The sequence below is a fragment of the Crossiella sp. CA198 genome (assembly GCF_052078295.1).
Lineage (GTDB): Bacteria > Actinomycetota > Actinomycetes > Mycobacteriales > Pseudonocardiaceae > Crossiella.
In genome coordinates this window covers 277,429-296,422 of the sequence record NZ_JBQJIM010000003.1, presented here as the reverse complement: position 1 = coordinate 296,422, position 18,994 = coordinate 277,429, and the positions used below count along the sequence as shown (strand labels likewise).

The window sequence follows — 18,994 nt, the reverse complement described above, 5'->3', positions numbered from 1 at the left end:
CAGGGCCGAGTGTGCGAGCCCGGCGCGAGGAGCGGATCCCTTCGGAGGGACCGTGGAAATCGTCGAAAACACGGTTCTCCAGGTAACCGTTCTTCTGGACGGGCGGAGCCGGCCGGGACAAGCGGAGTGGCCGGGACAGGCAGAAGGGCGCCACCCGGCAGGATGACGCCCTTCCTTGCTGCCCCTCGGTCGGTCAGACGCCCGCGTAGGAGCGGATCCAGGTGCGGAACAACGCGACGTTGGTGTAGCCGGCCCAGCCGCTGCCGGCCGGCTTGTGGCCGATGGCGCACACGCCGCCCTGGATCATCTGGCCGGTGCGCGGGCTGCGCACGTACACCGGGCCGCCGGAGTCGCCGCCGGCGATGCTGCCGTTGGTCTGGGTGCACAGCACCCTCGGGTTCGCCGAGGCGCAGTTGGCGTCGGAGACCTTGCCGTCGGCGTACTTCAGGCGCTCGGGCAGCGGGCCGGACCAGTCCGCCTTCTCCGAGCCCCAGCCGTAGGCGGTGGCCGCCTGGTTGGTGGCGATGTCCGCGCTGGTCGCAAGCACCGAGTAGGTGGTGTTGATGCTGCGGTCCAGCTCGACCAGGGCGATGTCGGCGTTGGGCCAGGAGTAGCTCGGGTGCTTGATCACCCGGGTGGCGTTGGCCGTGGTGCCGCCGCTGCTGCGGGTCAGCGAGCCGACCCGCACCGAGTAGGTGCCGGCTGCCTCGACGCAGTGCGCCGCGGTGAGCACCCAGCGGGCCGCGATGATGCTGGAGGTGCAGGTGAAACCGCCGTTGCGGTGCAGGGCGGAGATCCACGGCTTGGCGGAGCTGACGAATCCGCCGCCGACGATGAGCGGGTCCACGTCCTGGGTGGTCGTGGGCGCGGCGGCGGCGGGCAGAGCGCCGAGCAGCAGGGAACCGCTCACCGCGATGGTGGCCAGGATGGAACGCAGGGTCTTCTTCCCTCGCATGGTCAAACCCCTCGATCGGCGAACCGGCGCGCGAGAGCAGGGGAGCGCGGCGGTTCGGAATGGTGAAACCGGACAGAGTGTGGGTGCCGTCACACTTTCGGCTGAACCCCTCTAACGGCGGGTGTGGCACGGAGTTTTGAACAAACGTTGGTGGCGGGCGGTCTTGTCAGGGGTGGCTGCGATGATCCGCCGGGTGCAGACCATGAGCCCGGCCGCTGCCCGGCGGACCGCCCTGGCCGCCCAGGGATTCGCCGAACCCCGCCCCACCGCGACCCCGACCCGGCGGCACCTGCAACGGGTGCTGGACCGGACCCAGCTCATCCAGCTGGACTCGGTCAACGTCGCGGTGCGCGCGCACTACGCGCCGCTGTTCAGCAGGCTCGGCGCGTACCCGACCGAGCTGCTCGACGAGGCCGCCTGGTCGCACAGCGCGCGCCGGCCGCGGCTGCTGGTGGAGTACTGGGCGCATGAGGCGAGCGTGGTCCCGGTGGCCGACTGGCCGCTGTTCCGGTGGCGGATGCGGCACTACGAATCGCTGCGCGGCAGGCACTGGAAGGCCGCGGTGGACACGCCCGCGCTGGTCGAGGACGTGCTGGCCGCGGTCAAGGAGCTGGGGCCGGTCGGCGCGGGCGCGCTGGAGAAGGCGCTGGGCGGGCAGGGGCGCGGGCCGGGAGCCTGGTGGGAGCGCTCGGAGGTGAAGATGGTCTGCGAGTACCTCTTCGCCGTCGGCGGGCTGACCACCGGTACCCGGCGTTCCTTCGAGCGGCTCTACGACCTGCCGGAACGGGTGATTCCGGCGGAGTACCTCAGCCAGGCGGAGCTGCCGGCGGCGGACGCGCACCGGGAGCTGATCCGGCGGTCCGCGGTGGCGCTGGGCGTGGCCACCGAGACTGATCTGCGCGACTACTACCGGCTGCCGGTGGCCGGTGCGCGGCAGGCGGTGGCCGAGCTGGTCGAGGAGGGGGAGCTGGAACCGGTCGAGGTGCTCGGCTGGGGCAGGCAGGCCTATCGGCACGTGCGGGCGCGGACTCCGCGCACGGTCGCCGCGCGGGCGCTGCTGTGCCCGTTCGACCCGCTGATCTGGGAGCGGGCCCGCACCGAGCGGCTGTTCGACTTCCACTACCGGATCGAGATCTACGTGCCCGCGCCCAAGCGAGTGCACGGCTACTACGTGTTCCCGCTCCTGCTGGAGGAGCGGTTGTCCGCGCGGGTGGACCTCAAGGCGGACCGGGCCGCCGGGCTGCTGCGGGTGCCAGGGGCGTTCCTGGAGGACGGGCCGGACAAGCCGCCGCGGGCGCGGGTGATCGCCGAACTGGCCGACGAGCTGACGCTGATGGCGGACTGGCTGGGGCTTTCCGGTGTGGCGGTCGGCGGGCGCGGCGACCTGGCCAAGGACCTGGCCGCCGCGCTCCGCTGATCCCCCGACTGCCACCACCCCCGGGGCAGCCCGAACGGTGGCGACCTACCAGGAGGAGGTCGTCACCACGACGTTGCCGTAGCCGGTGCGGCCGGTGATGCGCAGCGGCAGGTCCTCCGGCGGGGTGTCGCCGCGGACCTCCAGTTCGCTGCGCGCCTGCCCGTAGCTGGACTCCAGGTCCAGCTCGGCGGCCACGCCCGGCCGGATCGCGATGCGCAGCTCACCCGAGCCGGTGCGCAGTTCCAGCTTGCCTTCGGCGGCGTCGGCCACGGTCAGGTCGCCGGTGCCGGTGCGCACCCGCACATCGGCCTGCACCGCGCCCAGCCACACGCTGCCGCGGCTGGTGGTCAGTTCGCTCGGACCGCCGACCGAGGAGACCTCCAGGTCGCCGCTGCCGCTGCGGGCGCGCAGCCCGCCGAGCATCGGACCGAGCCGGACGCCGCCGGAACCGGCGTTGACCGAGGCGGCGCCGTCGGCCCGATCCACCGAGATCTGCCCGGTGCCGGTGTTGACGTCGAGCCGGTTCGCGGCGCCGGTGACGGTGACATCGCCGGAGCCGCTGTGCGCGGTCAGGTGCGAGCCGTTGGGCGCCTGCACCTCGACCTTCACCGGCACCAGGCGCAACGGCAGGTCCGACGGGGTGCGCACGCGCAGCCGGTTGCCGGTGAACTCCACCGTGGTGCGGCGCAGCACCTCGGCGCCGACATCGGCCGGGTCGCGGGTCGCGCCCGCCGAGCCGAACTGGTCGGTTACCCAGCTGAGCAGGCCGGTGAGCTGGTTGCCGAAGCCGGTGGCCGCGGACGGGTCGTGCGTGAGCCGCACGTGCACCCCGGGTTGGTCGGTCAGTCGCACCTCGATCCGGCCGGAGCCGATCTCCACGTGCACTTCGGCCGGTCCCTCGGCGGCGAACTCCTCGACCCTGGTCGCGGCGGGACCGGTGCTGGCCTCAGTCATGATCACATCCACCCCTCTGTCCTCAGCCCTGGACCCAGCCGCGCAACCGGCTGTTGGTCGCCTCGCCCCGCTGTTCGCTGCGCCGCTGCTGACGCCACTCGTGACGTCGCGACCGATCGTCCGTGCCCTGCCCGTGCAGAGCGCCCTGCACCGCCTGGGACAACCAGGAGTTCAGCGACACGCCCTGGGCGTTGGCCGCCTTCTCCGCCTTGCCCTTGAGTTCCTCGAACAGCCGCAGCGTGATCCGGCTGATGTCGCCGCCCTCGCCGAGCGGGGAGAACGGCGGTGGCGGCGGAGGCGGTGGCGGCACCGAATCCGCGGCGGGAGACCGGCGCTGACCAGCCGCGGGAGTGACCACGACGCGCACGTCCCTGCCGTCCAGGCGCACGTCCACCAGCTGCCCGTCCAGTGTCGCGGTGACCTCGGCGGCCAGGTCGGAGAGCGCGTTCATGATGGCCAGCCGAGCCGCCGGCTCCAGCGCGGCGGCCAGCAGGGCCGCGGTGCGCCGGGTCTGCTCGTCCCCGGCCGAGGCGGCGGTGGTCAGGTCCTCCCGCAGTCCGTTGACGTAGCTCGTGAGATCCATGACGCCACTATGGCGTCACGAGTGATGTCAGTCAAGGAGGTCGTGACGGCGAGGTGCTGTCAGCGGGGTCTGCTGCGCGCCGCTGACAAGGCGAACTACTGTGTTCGCCGTGACTCAGACGGTGCAGCCGAAGGTTCAGCTCATTGGGAAGACCGAGTTCTTCCCGCCGGCCGACGTGCCGTGGTCCACCGACGCCGACGGCGGCGAGGCGCTCGCGGAGTTCGCCGGCCGCGCCTGCTACCAGTCCTGGAGCAAGCCGAACCCGGCCACCGCCTCCAACGCCGGCTACCTGCGGCACATCCTGGAGGTCGGCCACCTGTCCGTGCTCGAGCACGGCTCGGTCAGCTTCTACTTCACCGGCCTGTCCCGCTCGCTCACCCACGAGCTGATCCGGCACCGGCACTTCTCCTACTCCCAGCTCTCCCAGCGCTACGTGCCCGAGCGGGACGCCGCGATGGTCGAGCCGGACGTCATCGCCGAGGACCCCGAGCTGCACCGGATGTTCCTGGCCGCCGCCGAGGCCAGCGTGGCCGCCTACAACGAGCTGCTCGAGGGCCTGGAGCGCAAGTTCGCCGACGTCAAGAACGCCACCCTGCGCCGCAAGCAGGCGCGGCAGGCGGCGCGGGCGATCCTGCCCAACGCCACCGAGACCCGCATCGTGGTCACCGGCAACTACCGCGCCTGGCGGCACTTCATCGCGATGCGCGCCACCGAGCACGCCGACGTGGAGATCCGCGCGCTGGCCGTGGAGTGCCTGCGCCAGCTGCACAAGGTCGCGGCGAACGTCTTCAGCGACTTCGAGATCTCCACGCTGGCCGACGGCACCGAGGTCGCCTCCAGCCCGCTGGTCACCGAGGGCTGAGTCCGCGCGGATGCGGCTGGAACCGCTGACCGGGGCCGCGCTGGCCGGGCTGGCACCGCGAGTGGCCACGGCCTACGCGGCCGCGTTCGCGACGGCGCCGTACTCCTACGACCTGGCCAAGGTCGACCGCGCGCTGAACACGCTGGGCTTCGCCGCGGCCCAGCCCGGCGCGACCGCGGTGCTGGCCCTCGACGCGGACGACACCGTGCTCGGCGCGGGCTGGGGCTGGGTGACCCCGCCCGGTCTGCACGTGCCGGACAGTCCGTTCGCGCGGCTCTACGCCACGGTGGCCGAGGCCATCGGCGGCGAGCCGGTCGCGCACGAGCTGCTGCCCGGCCGGTTCGAGCTGATCGAGTTGTTCGTGCACCCGGACCGGCAGGGCGAGGGGCTGGGGCGGGCGATCGCGCGTGCGGTGCTCGACGGCCGCGGTGGCTGGCTGCTGGCCTGGCCATCCGCGCCCGCGCACGCCGCCTACCTGCGCTGGGGCTGGACAGAACGCGGCCGCTTCGGCAACCGGCACGGCGAGCAGGTGGCGGTGCTCACCGTCGAGCCGACGTAGCGGACCGGCGGTCCGGTTGTAGGGTGGCGGCATGGGCATCGCGCGGACGGAACGCCGGGAACTGGTCGAGCTGTTCACCGCGGTCGGGCCGGACGTGCCGACCCTGTGCGGGGAGTGGACCACCCGGGACCTGGCCGCGCACCTGGTGCTGCGGGAGCGTCGCCTGGACGCGGCCCCCGGCATCGCGCTGAGCGCCTTCGCCGGGCACACCCAGCGGGTGCAGGAGGCCTTCGCCGCCAAACCGTGGGCCGAGCTGGTCGACCTGGTCCGCACCGGCCCGCCCTGGTACTCCCCCTACGGCCTGCCCGGCCTGGAAGACCTGGTCAACGGCGCCGAGTACTTCATCCACCACGAGGACGTCCGGCGGGCCCAGCCCGACTGGGAGCCGCGGGAGCTGGACCAGGAACCGCTGTGGCGCACGGTCCGGATGTCGGCCCGGCTGACCTACCGCAAGAGCCCGGTCGGCCTGGCGCTGGCCCGCCCGGACGGGCAGCGCGCGGTGATCAAGAACGGGCCGAGCCCGGTGACCATCGTGGGCGAGCCCGCCGAGCTGCTGCTGCACTCTTTCGGGCGGGAACAGGCCAGGGTGGAACTGCGGGGTGACCCGCGCGCGGTGGCCGTGGTGGAGAATCTCGACCGCAGCATGTGACTCGCCGGAGCATTCGCGGCGTGGCATGTGAACTGCGGCAAACGGGGGCCGCGCGGTCAGGGCGGGATCGAAAGCGTTGTAGCGTTCCAGACCATGACCGCATGCCCCACCGCACAACCTGGCCGGCCGTTCGGCCAGGTGCTTGTCGCCATGGTGACGCCCTTCGACGCCGCAGGAGCTCTCGACCTCGACGCGGCCCAGAAACTGGCCGCCCACCTGGTCGCCAAGGGTTGCGACGGCCTGGTCCTCAACGGCACCACCGGCGAATCCCCGACGACCTCCGACACCGAGAAGGCCGAACTGGTCCGGGCCGTGGCCGATGTCGTGGGCGACCGCGCCGCGGTGATCACCGGCGTCGGCACCTATGACACCGCGCACAGCGTGCACCTGGCCATGGAGGCGGCCAAGTCGGGCGCGCACGGCGTGCTCGTGGTGACCCCGTACTACTCGCGCCCGCCGCAGTCCGGCCTGTTCGCGCACTTCAGCGCGGTGGCCGACGCGACCGAGCTGCCGGTGATGCTCTACGACATCCCGCCGCGCAGCATCGTGCCGATCGAGGTGGACACCTTCCGCAAGCTCGCCGAGCACCCGCGGATCGTCGCGGTCAAGGACGCCAAGGGCGATCTGACCGCGGGCACCCAGGTGATGGCCGAGACCGGGCTGGCCTACTACTCCGGTGACGACGTGCTCAACCTGCCCTGGCTCTCCGTCGGCGGGGTCGGGTTCGCCAGCGTCATCGGCCACGTCGTGCCGGACAAGCTGGTGCGCATGCTGCGCGCCTACGAGTCGGGCGATGTGGCCGGGGCACGCGCGGTGCACACCGCGCTGTTGCCGATCTATGCCGCGTTCGCCAAGCTCGGCGGCGTGATCTTCAGCAAGGCCGCGCTGCGGTTGCAGGGCATCGAAGTGGGCAACCCCAGGTTGCCGCTGCCGCCCGCCACCCCGGAGCAGGTCGAGCTGGTTGCGGCGGCTCTGCGCGCCGCGGATGTGGAGGTTTCCCGCTAGTGATCGACATCGCGGCAGTGCTGCCCACCAACAAGCCGGGCCCGCTGCCCGACGGCGGACTTCGAGTGGTCGCCCTCGGCGGCATCGGCGAAGTCGGCCGCAACATGACCGTCTTCGAGCACGCCGGGCGGATGCTCGTCGTGGACTGCGGCGTGCTCTTCCCCGAGGACGACGCGCCCGGCGTGGACCTGATCCTGCCGGATTTCCGCGCGCTGGAATCCCGGCTGGACGACATCGACGCGCTGGTGCTCACCCACGGGCACGAGGACCACATCGGCGCGGTGCCGTTCCTGCTGCGGTTGCGGCCGGACCTGCCGGTGGTCGGCTCCCGGTTCACCCTCGCGCTGCTGGCCGCCAAGTGCAAGGAGCACCGGCAGAACCCGGTGCTGATCGAGGTGGTGGAGGGCGAGCACCGCAGCTTCGGGCCGTTCGAGCTGCAGTTCCTCGCGGTCAACCACTCCATCCCGGACGCGCTCGCGGTGGCCATCCGCACCGAGGCCGGGCTGGTCCTGCACACCGGTGACATCAAGCTGGACCAGCTCCCACTGGACGGCAGGCTCACCGACCTGGCCGGTTTCCACCGGCTCGGCGACGAGGGCGTGGACCTGTTCCTGGTCGACTCGACCAACGCCGAGGTGCCCGGGTTCGTCACGCCGGAACGCCAGATCGGGCCGGTGCTCGACGGGGTGATCGGCAAGGCCAAGCAGCGGGTCATCGTGGCCTGTTTCGCCAGCCACGTGCACCGGGTGCAGCAGGTGCTGGACGTGGCCGCCGCGCATGGGCGCCGGGTGACTTTCGTCGGCCGCTCGATGGTCCGCAACATGGGCATCGCCGCCGACCTGGGCCTGCTCACCGTGCCAGAGGGGCTGCTGGCGGACTTGGACGAGGCCATGCAGCTGCCCGAGGACCAGGTGGTGTTCGTCTCCACTGGGTCGCAGGGCGAGCCGCTGTCCGCGCTGTCCCGGATGGCCCGCGGCGAGCACCGGCAGATCAGCATCCGCGCCGGGGACATGGTCGTGCTGGCCAGCTCGCTCATCCCTGGCAACGAGACCGCGGTGTTCGGCGTGGTCAACGGCCTGGTCCGGCTCGGTGCGCAGGTCGTGCACCAGGGCACGGCCAAGGTGCACGTCTCCGGGCACGCCTCCGCGGGCGAGTTGCTGTACCTGTACAACGCGGTCCGGCCGAGCAACGTCATGCCGGTGCACGGTGAGTGGCGGCACCTGCGCGCCAACGCCGAACTGGCCACGCTGACCGGGGTGCCCCCGGAGCGGGTGGTCATCGCCGAGGACGGTGTCGTCGTGGACCTCATCGACGGCGCGGCGAGCATCGTCGGGCGGGTCGAGGTCGGGCACGTCTACGTGGACGGTCTCTCCGTTGGCGACGTCGGCGAGTCCACCCTGTCCGACCGGCTGGTGCTCGGTGAGGGCGGGTTCATCGCGATCGTCGTCGCCGTCGAGTCCGCCACCGGCCGGGCGGTCACCCCGCCGACGGTGTCCGGGCGCGGCTTCTCCGACGACCCGAAGGCACTGGACCAGGTGGTCCCGCTGGTGGAGATGGAGCTGGCGCGCACCGAGGCGGAGAACATCACCGATCCGCACCGCATCGCCCAGTCGGTGCGCCGGGTGGTCGGGCGGTGGGTCGCCGAGACCTATCGTCGTCGTCCGATGATCGTGCCCACCGTCATTCCGGTCTGAGCGACGGGGGTCCGGCGCAGAGCCAGGACCGCCGCATGACGTTCGTCGAGGGCCGCTGGTAATCACCAGCGGCCCTCGACGCGTCGAGCGGGCGGTGCGAACGGTTCTCCAGGTAACCCGTTTTCCGGGTCTGCGACCGAATCCACAGCGCACACCGGCCGCACTCCGGGAGGGAGGGCGGCCGGACGCGTGACTGCGGTCAGCGGGTGTCGGTGAGCGGGTGTCGGTCAGCGCGGGTGGGTCAGAGCTGGTCCGGCGTCCACGGACTGCGGGACTCGGTGGGCCGGGTCGCGTCGTGGAACTTCAGCTTCTCCAGCTCGCCGGGGCGGATGCCGATCATGCCCTTGGCGATCTCGCGCATGATCCGGTCCCGGGCGCGGGCGGCGTCGCCCGGCTTGGCCGGGGACAGGTCCGACAGGTCCGGTGGGGCGCCGAAGTGCACGCGGAAGGTCGGGCGGTTCCGCACCGCGCGGAACCAGGACATCATCAGCGGCTTGAAGTCAGCCCAGTTGCTGACCACCAACGTGCCCCAGATCACCGCCTCGTGCGCGCCGAACTGGCTCACCGGCACCACCGGCACGCCGGCGGCGAGCGCGATCCGGGCCGCGCCGGTCTTGCCGCGTTCCGGCCACAGGCCGGGGTCACGGGTGACCCGGCCTTCGGGGTAGATGAGCAGCGAATGGCCGTCGCCGAGTGCCTGGACCGCGCTGTCCATGGCCTGGGTGACCGTGCGCTTGCCGCGGTCCACCCGGACATGTCCGCAGCGCCGCCACACCCAGCCGGCGATCGGGGCGTCGAAGATGCCGCCGGTGGACATCAGCGACGGCGCGAGCCCGGCCTTGTGGCAGGCCGCGACCAGCACGAAGCCGTCGAAGACGCCGATGTGGTTGGAGGCCAGCAACACCGGGCGTCCGCGCAGCTCAGCCGGGACTTCCCCGGTGACCACGAGTTTTCCGGTGAGGGCGACGAGGGCGCGATCCGCGGCCATCAAGGCCCGCCAGAGCCTGGAGGACCGACGGGCCGGAGCCGACCGGCGTGTCGGCTCGTCTGGAACCGAATGCAGAGCAACCATGACAGGTGCAGCATCGCATGCCGCCCAACCTCGCGACCCCACCACTTCCTAATTCGTCATGACTGAGGCTCCTGTGACGGGAGTGACGACTGTGACGGAAGGGGCGAGCCGACTACCGTGTGGAGCATGGCGAACCGAACAGCGGCCTCGAAGAGGGGAGGCGGCGGCTCCTCCCGTGCCCGTGCGAGTTCGTCCAGGTCACGTGGGAAATCCACGGCCAAGGCGCCCGCCAAGCGTGCTGCGGCCAAGGGCAGGCCCAAGGCGAAACCGAAGCCCAGTGGCGGCGGCGCGATCACTCGCGGTGTGCGCGGCGGCTGGGGACTGATCGCCAAGGGCGTCGGCGGCATGGCCCGCGCGATGGGCCGCACCAAGGAACTCGACCCCGGTCACCGCCGGGACGGACTGGCGCTGGTCTTCATCGCCGCCGCGGTGATCGTGGCCGCCGGGGCCTACTGGCACGCGGGCGGACCGGTCGGGCGCTGGGTGGAGATCGGCGTGCGCACCGTGGTCGGCGCGGGCGTGGTGGTGCTGCCGCTGGTGCTGACCGTGGTCGCGGTGGTGCTGATGCGCTCGGACCCGCAGCCCGAACGCCGCCCCAGCCTAGTGGTCGGTGCGCTGCTGGTCACACTGCCCGTGCTCGGCCTGCTGCACATCTTCTCCGGCCGCCCGGAGACCCTGGAATCGCGCTGGTGGGCCGGTGGCGAACTCGGTTACCTGGCGGGCGATCCGCTCGCCCGCGGGCTGAGCGGCTGGGTCGCGGTGCCGCTGCTGATGCTGATCGCGGTCTACGGCGTGCTGGTGCTCGACGGCACCCCGGTGCGCGAGGTGCCCAACCGGCTGCGTGAGCTGACCGGCCTGCGCGAGGACGACGAGGACGAAGCCGCCGAGGACGAGCCCGATCTGGACGCGGCCGAGGCGGCCAAGGTGCGCTTGCGCCGGCCCTCCCGCCGTCGTCAGGCCACCATGAGCGAGGACGCCGAGGCGCCCGACTCCGGCCTGGACCTGGTCGCGCCCACGCCGGCCAAACCGGCCCGGCCGAGCAAGGTCGCCGCCGCGGCCGCCGCCGAGCCGCCGCCCCCGGCGAAACCCCAGCAGACCCGGCTGGACCTGGTCCGCGAGGTCGAGGGCGACTACCAGTTGCCGCCGACCACGCTGCTCAAGGACGGCGACCCGCCCAAGGCGCGCAGCAAGGCCAACGACTCGATGATCGAGGCGATCACCGGAGTGCTGGAGCAGTTCTCCATCGACGCCCAGGTCGCCGGGTTCACCCGGGGGCCGACGGTGACCCGGTACGAGGTCGAACTCGGTCCGGGGGTGAAGGTCGAGAAGATCACCGCGCTGACCAAGACCATCGCCTACGCGGTGGCCACGGACAACGTGCGGCTGCTCGCGCCGATCCCCGGCAAGTCCGCGGTCGGCATCGAGGTGCCCAACAGCGACCGCGAGATGGTGCGGCTGGCCGATGTGCTCAAGTCCACCACCGCGGTCTCCGACCAGCACCCGCTGGTGATCGGCCTTGGCAAGGACATCGAGGGCCACATGGTCACCGCGAACCTGGCCAAGATGCCGCACCTGCTGGTCGCGGGCTCCACCGGCTCCGGTAAGTCCAGCTTCGTCAACTCGATGCTGGTCTCGCTGCTGGCCAGGGCCACCCCGGAGGAGGTCAGGATGATCCTGATCGACCCGAAGATGGTGGAACTGACCCCGTACGAGGGCATCCCGCACCTGATCACGCCCATCATCACCCAGCCCAAGAAGGCCGCCGCGGCGCTGGCCTGGCTGGTCGAGGAGATGGAGCAGCGCTACCAGGACATGCAGGTCAACCGGGTCCGGCACATCGACGACTTCAACGCCAAGGTGCGCACCGGCGAGATCACCGCGCCGCTGGGCAGCGAACGCGTGTACCGGCCCTATCCGTACATCCTGGCCATCGTCGACGAGCTGGCCGACCTGATGATGACCGCGCCGCGCGATGTCGAGGACGCGATCGTGCGGATCACCCAGAAGGCCCGCGCGGCAGGCATCCACCTGGTGCTGGCCACCCAGCGGCCCTCGGTGGACGTGGTCACCGGCCTGATCAAGACGAACGTGCCGTCCCGGCTGGCCTTCGCGACCTCCTCGCTGACCGACTCCCGGGTCATCCTGGACCAGCCCGGCGCGGAGAAGCTGATCGGCATGGGCGATGGCCTGTACCTGCCGATGGGCGCCTCCCGGCCGGTGCGGGTGCAGGGCGCCTACGTCGGCGACGACGAGATCACCGCGATCGTCAACTACACCAAGGACCAGGCCCAGCCCGACTACGCCGACAACGTCACCGCGGCCAAGCCGGGCGAGGCCAAGGAGATCGACCCGGACATCGGCGACGACCTCGAACTGCTGGTGCAGGCCACCGAGCTGATCGTAACCAGTCAGTTCGGCTCCACCTCGATGCTGCAGCGCAAGCTGCGGGTCGGCTTCGCCAAGGCGGGCAGGCTGATGGACCTGCTGGAGACCCGCGGCGTGGTCGGCCCGTCCGAGGGCTCCAAGGCCCGCGAGGTGCTGATCAAGCCGGACGAGCTGGACTCGGTGCTGTACCTGCTCCGCGGTGGCGGCGGCAGCGCCCCGGCGGAGCAGGACTGAGCCAGGCGAGACGAGAACCGAGAGCAGATGAGAACGGACCCGGGCCACGCAGGGAATGCGGCCCGGGTCCGTTCTCGTCAGCGGTTCAGCTCAGCGGTGCGTTGCGCGGGGCTCACGTGCCCCAGCGGCGGACGGCCGCGTAGTACAGGTCGGCGATGCGGTTGCAGGCCCAGTTGCCCTTGCAGATGCCGTAGAGGTCGGACTTGAACTTGTTGTCCACCCGCAGCTTCGCGTCGGCGTTCCAGCGGCCCTGCTTCTTGAAGTTCCGGTAGCCGAAGTCGTGCCGGTGGCAGGCCGGGGTGAAGTTGAAGCCGACCGGTTTGTCCGGCGACCAGGAACAGGCGTCCGAGGACCAGTCGAGCTGGCCGTTGTACGGCCGCTGGTTGCGGATCGTGGAGAACTCGCCGAGCGACTTGCTGAACATGTAGCTGTCGGTGACCGCCCTGATGTCGACGGCCTGCGCCACACCCGACCCGGCGAGCAGGCCGAAGGTGGCGGCGATCGCGACCAGTGCGCTGGTGAGAACCTTGCGGATCCCGGCAGGGGAATTGTTCACGGTGAACCCCAGTTCTGTGGTGTGAACTACACGTGAGGTTCCTACCGGGCGGTAGCGGCCGCTGGCTGCACTCCGTTCGAAGATTGAGTGAAGGCTTGACTACGTTGTGACCTGGCTCACTTCATGATCACTTTCGCCGATCACAGCTCCAGCAGCATGCGGGTGTTGCCCAGGGTGTTGGGCTTGACGTAGGGCAGGTCCAGGAACTCGGCCACGCCGGCGTCCGGGGAACGCCGGATCTCCTCATAGATCTCCGCGGTCACCGGGGTGCCCTGGATCTCGACGAAGCCGTGCCGCTGGAAGAAATGCGCCTCGAAGGTCAGCACGAAGATCCGCATCAGCCCCAGCTGGTTGGCCACGTCCACCAGCTGGCGCACGATCGCGCCACCGACGCCCTTGCCGCGGGCGCTGGGATCCACCGCCACCGTGCGGATCTCGGCCAGGTCCTCCCACAGCACGTGCAGGGCGCCGCAGCCCACGAGCGACCCCTCCAGTTCCGCGACCCAGAACTCCTGCACCGACTCATACAGGGTCACCAGGTCCTTCTCGAGCAGGATGTCCTTGCTCGCGTACAGGTCCACGAGGGCCTTCATGGACCGCACGTCCCGCGTCCGCGCGCGTCGCACGGTGATCGCGTCACTCACGACAGATCAACGTAATCGCTTCGGCACGGAAAGGCTCCGTTCCGTTCCCCTCAAGTCTTCTTCCTCTCACTACTTTGCTTTCCGCGCCGCCCCGCGCTTCGCCCTCGACGGTAGGTCCGGAGCAGGTCCGGGCCAACTTGGAGATCAACAACGCCGATCGGGCGGTGACCGAGCGCGACTAGGTAAGGCGCGGCTACTTCTTCCGCCCGGCCGGAGCCGGGGGCGCGCGACGGAACCGGACACCCAGGTTCAGTCAGACCGGTGGTGTTCGCTGGTTTCGCCACCCGATCGAGGCAACCTCGGCACCGGCTCGAACTCCGGCCCCGCCGCCCGCGCCGCCACGGGGTGACGCCGCGGACTTGATCATGGTGGACGACGGTTACCCTGATCGACGTGTCTTCACCGTCCACCTCCCGCCGGGTCGCGTTGCTCACCCTCGGCTGCGCGCGCAACGAAGTCGACTCCGAGGAACTCGCCGGCCGGCTGACCTCGGGCGGCTGGGACCTGGTCGACACCGGCGCCGAGGCCGACGGCGGGGCCGAGGACGCCGACGTGATCGTGGTGAACACCTGCGGTTTCGTCGAGGGCGCCAAGAAGGACTCCATCGACATGCTGCTGGCCGCCTCCGACACCGGGGCCAAGGTCGTGGCGGTGGGCTGCTTCGCCGAGCGCTACGGCAAGGAGCTGGCCGACCAGCTGCCCGAGGCCAGCGCGGTGCTGGGCTTCGACCACTACCCGGACCTGGCCGCGCGGCTGGACGACGTGGTCGCCGGGCGCAGCGTCGAATCGCACACCCCGGTGGACCGGCGCACGCTGCTGCCGATCACCCCCGTGCAGCGCCCGCAGGCCGCGGACAACCTGTCCGTGCCCGGCCACGGCTGGCTGCCCACCAACGTGCAGCGCCGCCGCCTGGACAACGCCCCGGTGGCCGCGCTCAAGATCGCCTCCGGCTGTGACCGGCGCTGCACCTTCTGCGCCATCCCGTCCTTCCGCGGCGCCTTCGTCTCCCGCACCGCCGAGGAGATCCTGGGCGAGGCCGCCTGGCTGGCCCAGCACGGCGCCCGCGAGGTCTTCCTGGTCAGCGAGAACTCCACCTCCTACGGCAAGGACCTCGGCGACGTGCGCGCGCTGGAGGCGCTGCTGCCGCGACTGGCAGCGGTGCCCGGCATCGACCGGGTGCGGGTGTCCTACCTGCAGCCAGCCGAGACCCGGCCCGGCCTGGTCAAGGCCATCGCCACCACCCCGGGGGTGGCCGACTACTTCGACCTCTCCTTCCAGCACTCCAGCGAGTCCGTGCTGCGCCGGATGCGGCGCTTCGGCAGCACCGAGTCCTTCCTCGACCTGGTCAAGCAGATCCGGGCGCTGTCCCCGTCCGCGGGCATCCGCACCAACGTCATCGTCGGCTTCCCCGGCGAGACCGAGGCGGACCTGGCCGAGCTGGAGCGCTTCCTCACCGAGGCGCGGCTGGACGCGGTCGGCGTGTTCGGCTACTCCGACGAGGACGGCACCGAGGCCGAGAACCTGCCGGACAAGGTCGATCCGGACGTGGTCGGCGAGCGGGTGCACCGGGTCTCCCAGCTGGTCGACGAGCTGATCGCGCAGCGCGCGGAGGACCGGGTCGGCGACGAGGTCGTGGTGCTCATCGAGCACGAGGAGACCGAGGAGATGCACTGCTCCGGCCGGGCCGCGCACCAGGCGCCGGAGGTCGACGGCGAGTGTGTGGTGCACGAACCCGAGGGGCTCAGGATCGGCGACCTGGTGCGGTGCCGGGTCATCGCGGCCGAGGGGGTGGACCTGGTGGTCGAGCAGATCGAGGTCCTGCCGCGGAGCGGGACGTGAGCTCTGCCGGTCAGGAAGCTGACCGTGGGGATCACCTGGCGGACCGGGCACTGCCCGCCGTCCCGATCCTCAACATCGCCAACCTGCTGACCATCTCCCGGCTGGTGCTGGTCCCGGTGTTCGTGGTCGCCCTCTTCGCCGGGGGCGGGCACGAGGCGGGCTGGCGCTGGGTGGCCTGGGGGATCTTCGCGCTGGCCGCCATCACCGACCGCATCGACGGGGTGCTGGCCCGCAAGCACGGCCTGGTCACCGACTTCGGCAAGATCGCCGACCCGATCGCGGACAAGACGCTCACCGGCGCCGCGCTGATCGGGCTGAGCGTGCTCGGCGACCTGCCCTGGTGGGTCACCATCGTCATCCTGGCCAGGGAACTGGGCATCACCGTGCTGCGGTTCTGGGTGATCCGCTTCGGCGTCATCCCGGCCAGCCGCGGCGGCAAGGCCAAGACGCTGGCCCAGGTGGTGGCGATCGGGCTGTACGTGCTGCCGCTGCCCGAGGTGTTCGGGCCGCTGCTGTGGACCATGATGGGCCTGGCGCTGGTGCTGACCGTGGGCACCGCGGTCGACTACGTGGTGCAGGCGGTCCGGCTCCGGGCCGGTCGGTGAGCGGCGCGGAGGACCTGGCGTTCGCGCTGGTCGGCGCGTTGCGGGCGCGCGGGCAGACCGTGGCCACCGCCGAATCGCTGACCGCTGGGCTGGTCAGCGCGACCCTCGCCACCGTGCCGGGCGCCAGCGCGGTGCTGCGCGGCGGGCTGGTGGTCTACGCGACCGATCTCAAGCACACCCTGGCCGGGGTCTCCTCGGGGCTGCTGGCCGCACGCGGCGCGGTGCACCCGGAGGTGGCCGTCCAGCTGGCCGTGGGCGCCCGCGAGCGCTGTGCGGCGACCTGGGGGCTGGGGCTGACCGGTGTGGCCGGGCCGGACCCGCAGGACGGGATCGAGCCGGGCGTCGTGCACCTCGGACTGGCCGGCCCGGCCGATGTGACGATGCGCACGCTCGCCCTGACCGGGGACCGGGCCGCGGTACGCGCGGGCGCTGTGCTGGGTGCCCTGGAGTTACTCCAGGATGCGCTCGGCCCCCTCGTCCGGGAATGATCGGGGAAGGAACTCCGTTCGCTCTTGGCGAAGTATCCCTGTGATCGCCACTGAGCGACCGTCGCGCTCGGTACCGTGGGCCTCACGGGCCTGGCCGAAAGGAGGCACGCGATGACCGTGCTGCTGCGTGAGGCGATCGGCGAGCGGCTGCGCCGTACCCGCACCGCCCAACGTCGGACGCTTCGCGAGGTGTCCCGGCTCGCGCGGGTGAGCCTCGGCTACCTCTCCGAAGTGGAACGCGGGCGCAAGGAAGCGTCCAGCGAGCTGCTCGCCTCGATCTGCGAGGCACTCGACTTACCCCTGTCCGCCCTGCTGGGTGAGGTCGCCGCGGATGTCCGCCTCGGCGAGTTCACCGTGCCCGACACGGTGCCCGACACCGTCGAGGCCGCCACCCGCACGCCCAGCCGGGCGGGTGCGGGCGAGTCCGGCTTCGGTGGTGGCCGGCTGGTGGCCCCCGCCCTCGGCGAGGACCTGGCCGAGCTGCGGCTGCAACCGCTGCTGCGGCATCAGCTCAACAGCCCGATCACCGGGCCGCACGCCACGGCCGGGGTGGTGGTCGCGGCCTGAGAACGCCGGCCGAGTCATCCGCCAGGCTGAGATTCGTCTCAGCCTGGCGGTCTCATTTGCGCTGAGTCGGACCGGCGCCCATTCGAACAAGGGTATAAAAGGCGTACGCCCCAGGTTCCGGGTCAGCTCCGGCGGACCCTTGACTTGATCAGGGAGGACCCTGACTTCCGCGGGGGTCAGTGGAACGGCGTGGCGGTACCTGACACGATGGGCACCAGCACTGGGTTGAGCGCCGGTCACCTCCTGTGTGTGGGGGACGGGTCGCACGGAGAAGGCAGGCGGAGGAGATGGCCAACGCGTTCGTGAAGTTCTGGAAGTACCTGATGGCGGCATTCTCGTCGAAGATCGACGAGCACGCCGACCCGAAGGTGCAGATTCAGCAGGCCATCGAGGAAGCGCAGCGTCAGCACCAGGCCCTGTCCCAGCAGGCCGCGGCGGTCATCGGCAACCAGCGTCAGCTGGAGATGAAGCTGAACCGCCAGTTGGGTGAGGTCGAGAAGCTGCAGGCTTCCGCGCGGCAGGCATTGGTCCTCGCGGACCAGGCCCGCGCCGCCGGTGACCTGAAGAAGGCACAGGAGTACGAGGACACCGCCCAGGCGTTCGCCACCCAGCTCGTCACCGCCGAGCAGTCGGTGGAGGACCTCAAGGGCATGCACGACCAGGCGATCGGCGCCGCGGGCCAGGCCAAGCAGGCCGTGGAGCGCAACGCCATGGTGCTCCAGCAGAAGATCGCCGAGCGCACCAAGCTGCTCAGCCAGCTGGAGCAGGCGAAGATGCAGGAGCAGGTGTCCAGTTCGCTCCGGCAGATGACCGAACTGGCCGCGCCGAGCAACACGCCGTCGCTGGAAGAGGTGCGCGAGAAGATCGAGCGCCGCTACGCGACCGCGCTGGGCTCGGCCGAGCTGGCGCAGAACTCCATCCAGGGCCGGATGCTGGAGGTGCAGCAGTCCACTGTGGACATGGCTGGCGCTTCCCGGCTGGAGCAGTTGCGGGCCTCCATGCGGGGCGGTCCGGTCGCGGGTGAGGTCACGTCGGGGCAGCAGGCGGCAGCGCCGGCGCCTGCCCCGCAGCAGACCGCCCCGTACCAGAACCCGCAGGGCCAGGCGTGAGGTAGCCGGTGACGTCGCCACGGGACGAGCTGCGCCGTCAGGTCGGGCAGCTGGTCAGCCAGCAGCTCAGTGGACCGATGGACAAGGTGCGGCGCAAGCTCGCCGCGTGGCAGGATCCGCGCGCCAAGCTGTTGCGGCGCCGGCGGCGGGCAACCCGCACGCTGACCGTCTCCAGCACCGCGGCGGCGATCACCGGCACGATCGCGTTCTTCATCGGCAGCAACCCTGCCGCGCTCGAGTGGACCGAGGCCGGTTTCGGCTCGGTGGCGGTGGTCTCGCTGGTCGGCGCGGTGAGTTCCGGGCTGCGGTCGATCCGGTTGTACCGGACGCCGTTGCCCGCGGCCGCCGCGCCGCCGCCACCGCGGCTGCCGCCGACCTCCTCGATGGCGCGGGAACCCATGCAGCGGCTGGCCGCGGCCGAGACCACCCTGGACGAGTTGCTGCGTCAGTTGTCCGCTCCGCACAACGGCCTGGCGCCGCTGTCGCTGGAGACGGTCGAGTACTCCAGGGCCACCGCGGCGGAGGCCGCCTCGGCGGTGCGCGCGGTGGGTCAGCAACTCCGGGCGGTGGAACTCGCGCGGGACACCGCGCCCGCGCTGGAGCGCGGCCAGCTCTCCGATGAGGTCCGCCGGCTGCGCACCGAACTGGACGAGGGAGTCGACGGCTACTGCGGGCTGGTCGCCACCGCGGGACGAGCGGTCGCGGCGAGCAGCACGGCCGCGCCGCGACAGGCCCTGGAAGATGCCACCGACCACCTCGCCGGACTGGCCGCCGCGTTACGCGAACTGGCGAGCGGCCGGTTCTGAGCCGGCGGCAC

The 18,994-nt window shown here is 71.3% G+C and carries 19 protein-coding genes; 13 read left to right on the top strand and 6 right to left on the bottom strand.

Annotated features, from left to right (window positions below):
• Positions 1–193 precede the first annotated feature (193 nt).
• Positions 194–955 (bottom strand): S1 family peptidase, encoded by a 762-nt coding sequence (locus ACTOWY_RS06445; protein ID WP_441308675.1) that lies wholly within the window; start codon positions 953–955, stop codon positions 194–196.
• A 181-nt stretch (positions 956–1,136) separates the two neighbouring features.
• Here ACTOWY_RS06445 and ACTOWY_RS06440 point away from each other — a divergent pair, with 181 nt between their 5' ends.
• Positions 1,137–2,372, top strand: coding sequence for a winged helix-turn-helix domain-containing protein (locus ACTOWY_RS06440; protein WP_441308674.1), 1,236 nt, complete (start codon positions 1,137–1,139; stop codon positions 2,370–2,372).
• A gap of 45 nt (positions 2,373–2,417) precedes the next feature.
• On the opposite strand, the gene ACTOWY_RS06435 is transcribed toward ACTOWY_RS06440, so the two are convergent.
• Together ACTOWY_RS06435 and ACTOWY_RS06430 are read right to left on the bottom strand one after the other, a co-directional pair.
• Entirely contained in the window at positions 2,418–3,326 is a 909-nt protein-coding gene (locus tag ACTOWY_RS06435; protein ID WP_441308673.1) for a DUF4097 family beta strand repeat-containing protein, read from the bottom strand.
• A 22-nt stretch (positions 3,327–3,348) separates the two neighbouring features.
• Positions 3,349–3,909, bottom strand: a complete 561-nt coding sequence (locus ACTOWY_RS06430) for a toxin-antitoxin system HicB family antitoxin (RefSeq protein WP_441308672.1) — start codon at positions 3,907–3,909, stop codon at positions 3,349–3,351.
• A gap of 109 nt (positions 3,910–4,018) precedes the next feature.
• On the opposite strand from ACTOWY_RS06430, the gene thyX reads away from it, so the two are divergent.
• From thyX to ACTOWY_RS06405, 5 genes are all read left to right on the top strand, one after another.
• Positions 4,019–4,771: an FAD-dependent thymidylate synthase gene (thyX, locus tag ACTOWY_RS06425; protein ID WP_441308671.1), complete on the top strand. Its 753-nt coding sequence runs from the start codon at positions 4,019–4,021 to the stop codon at positions 4,769–4,771.
• 10 nt (positions 4,772–4,781) lie between these two features.
• The gene (locus ACTOWY_RS06420; protein WP_441308670.1) at positions 4,782–5,330 is read left to right on the top strand and encodes a hypothetical protein; all 549 of its coding nucleotides are present in this window, start codon (positions 4,782–4,784) and stop codon (positions 5,328–5,330) included.
• A gap of 31 nt (positions 5,331–5,361) precedes the next feature.
• On the top strand, positions 5,362–5,979 hold the full coding sequence (locus ACTOWY_RS06415) for a TIGR03085 family metal-binding protein (protein ID WP_441308669.1): 618 nt from the start codon (positions 5,362–5,364) through the stop codon (positions 5,977–5,979).
• Positions 5,980–6,072: 93 nt separating this feature from the next.
• A complete protein-coding gene (gene dapA, locus ACTOWY_RS06410; protein WP_441308668.1) occupies positions 6,073–6,984 on the top strand; it encodes a 4-hydroxy-tetrahydrodipicolinate synthase in 912 nt (303 codons plus the stop codon).
• A complete protein-coding gene (locus ACTOWY_RS06405) occupies positions 6,984–8,678 on the top strand; it encodes a ribonuclease J (protein ID WP_441308667.1) in 1,695 nt (564 codons plus the stop codon). The genes dapA and ACTOWY_RS06405 overlap by 1 nt, the downstream gene beginning before the upstream one ends.
• 241 nt (positions 8,679–8,919) lie before the next feature.
• Here ACTOWY_RS06405 and ACTOWY_RS06400 read toward each other — a convergent pair whose 3' ends face one another.
• Positions 8,920–9,750 (bottom strand): lysophospholipid acyltransferase family protein, encoded by an 831-nt coding sequence (locus ACTOWY_RS06400; protein WP_441308666.1) that lies wholly within the window; start codon positions 9,748–9,750, stop codon positions 8,920–8,922.
• A gap of 126 nt (positions 9,751–9,876) precedes the next feature.
• Here ACTOWY_RS06400 and ACTOWY_RS06395 point away from each other — a divergent pair, with 126 nt between their 5' ends.
• Positions 9,877–12,369 carry a DNA translocase FtsK gene (locus tag ACTOWY_RS06395; protein WP_441308665.1) on the top strand — a complete coding sequence of 831 codons (2,493 nt, stop codon included), beginning with the start codon at positions 9,877–9,879 and terminating at the stop codon, positions 12,367–12,369.
• Positions 12,370–12,481: 112 nt separating this feature from the next.
• Here ACTOWY_RS06395 and ACTOWY_RS06390 read toward each other — a convergent pair whose 3' ends face one another.
• Together ACTOWY_RS06390 and ACTOWY_RS06385 are read right to left on the bottom strand one after the other, a co-directional pair.
• Entirely contained in the window at positions 12,482–12,925 is a 444-nt protein-coding gene (locus tag ACTOWY_RS06390; protein WP_441308664.1) for a phospholipase, read from the bottom strand.
• A gap of 140 nt (positions 12,926–13,065) precedes the next feature.
• On the bottom strand, positions 13,066–13,569 hold the full coding sequence (locus tag ACTOWY_RS06385) for an amino-acid N-acetyltransferase (protein ID WP_308301104.1): 504 nt from the start codon (positions 13,567–13,569) through the stop codon (positions 13,066–13,068).
• 393 nt (positions 13,570–13,962) lie between these two features.
• Here ACTOWY_RS06385 and rimO point away from each other — a divergent pair, with 393 nt between their 5' ends.
• The 6 genes from rimO (at position 13,963) to pspM (ending at position 18,983) form a co-directional block, all read left to right on the top strand.
• The gene (rimO, locus tag ACTOWY_RS06380) at positions 13,963–15,408 is read left to right on the top strand and encodes a 30S ribosomal protein S12 methylthiotransferase RimO (protein ID WP_441308663.1); all 1,446 of its coding nucleotides are present in this window, start codon (positions 13,963–13,965) and stop codon (positions 15,406–15,408) included.
• Complete coding sequence (gene pgsA, locus ACTOWY_RS06375) at positions 15,405–16,013, top strand: CDP-diacylglycerol--glycerol-3-phosphate 3-phosphatidyltransferase (RefSeq protein ID WP_441308662.1); 609 nt, start codon at positions 15,405–15,407, stop codon at positions 16,011–16,013. The genes rimO and pgsA overlap by 4 nt, the downstream gene beginning before the upstream one ends.
• Positions 16,010–16,501 carry a CinA family protein gene (locus ACTOWY_RS06370; RefSeq protein ID WP_441308661.1) on the top strand — a complete coding sequence of 164 codons (492 nt, stop codon included), beginning with the start codon at positions 16,010–16,012 and terminating at the stop codon, positions 16,499–16,501. Before pgsA ends, ACTOWY_RS06370 begins: the two co-directional genes overlap by 4 nt.
• Positions 16,502–16,612: 111 nt before the next feature.
• Entirely contained in the window at positions 16,613–17,068 is a 456-nt protein-coding gene (locus ACTOWY_RS06365) for a helix-turn-helix domain-containing protein (RefSeq protein ID WP_441308660.1), read from the top strand.
• A 287-nt stretch (positions 17,069–17,355) separates the two neighbouring features.
• Positions 17,356–18,177 carry a PspA/IM30 family protein gene (locus ACTOWY_RS06360; protein WP_283660888.1) on the top strand — a complete coding sequence of 274 codons (822 nt, stop codon included), beginning with the start codon at positions 17,356–17,358 and terminating at the stop codon, positions 18,175–18,177.
• 8 nt (positions 18,178–18,185) lie between these two features.
• Positions 18,186–18,983 carry a phage shock envelope stress response protein PspM gene (gene pspM, locus ACTOWY_RS06355; RefSeq protein ID WP_441308659.1) on the top strand — a complete coding sequence of 266 codons (798 nt, stop codon included), beginning with the start codon at positions 18,186–18,188 and terminating at the stop codon, positions 18,981–18,983.
• Positions 18,984–18,994 lie beyond the last annotated feature (11 nt).

Excerpts from the sequence above, each read along its gene's own strand:
- ACTOWY_RS06445 (WP_441308675.1), bottom strand. The coding sequence starts at position 955 with ATGCGAGGGAAGAAGACCCTGCGTTCCATCCTGGCCACCATCGCGGTG.
- ACTOWY_RS06440 (WP_441308674.1), top strand. The coding sequence starts at position 1,137 with ATGATCCGCCGGGTGCAGACCATGAGCCCGGCCGCTGCCCGGCGGACC.
- ACTOWY_RS06435 (WP_441308673.1), bottom strand. The coding sequence starts at position 3,326 with ATGACTGAGGCCAGCACCGGTCCCGCCGCGACCAGGGTCGAGGAGTTC.
- ACTOWY_RS06430 (WP_441308672.1), bottom strand. The coding sequence starts at position 3,909 with ATGGATCTCACGAGCTACGTCAACGGACTGCGGGAGGACCTGACCACC.
- ACTOWY_RS06420 (WP_441308670.1), top strand. The coding sequence starts at position 4,782 with ATGCGGCTGGAACCGCTGACCGGGGCCGCGCTGGCCGGGCTGGCACCG.
- ACTOWY_RS06415 (WP_441308669.1), top strand. The coding sequence starts at position 5,362 with ATGGGCATCGCGCGGACGGAACGCCGGGAACTGGTCGAGCTGTTCACC.
- dapA (WP_441308668.1), top strand. The coding sequence starts at position 6,073 with ATGACCGCATGCCCCACCGCACAACCTGGCCGGCCGTTCGGCCAGGTG.
- ACTOWY_RS06400 (WP_441308666.1), bottom strand. The coding sequence starts at position 9,750 with ATGGTTGCTCTGCATTCGGTTCCAGACGAGCCGACACGCCGGTCGGCT.
- ACTOWY_RS06395 (WP_441308665.1), top strand. The coding sequence starts at position 9,877 with ATGGCGAACCGAACAGCGGCCTCGAAGAGGGGAGGCGGCGGCTCCTCC.
- ACTOWY_RS06365 (WP_441308660.1), top strand. The coding sequence starts at position 16,613 with ATGACCGTGCTGCTGCGTGAGGCGATCGGCGAGCGGCTGCGCCGTACC.
- ACTOWY_RS06360 (WP_283660888.1), top strand. The coding sequence starts at position 17,356 with ATGGCCAACGCGTTCGTGAAGTTCTGGAAGTACCTGATGGCGGCATTC.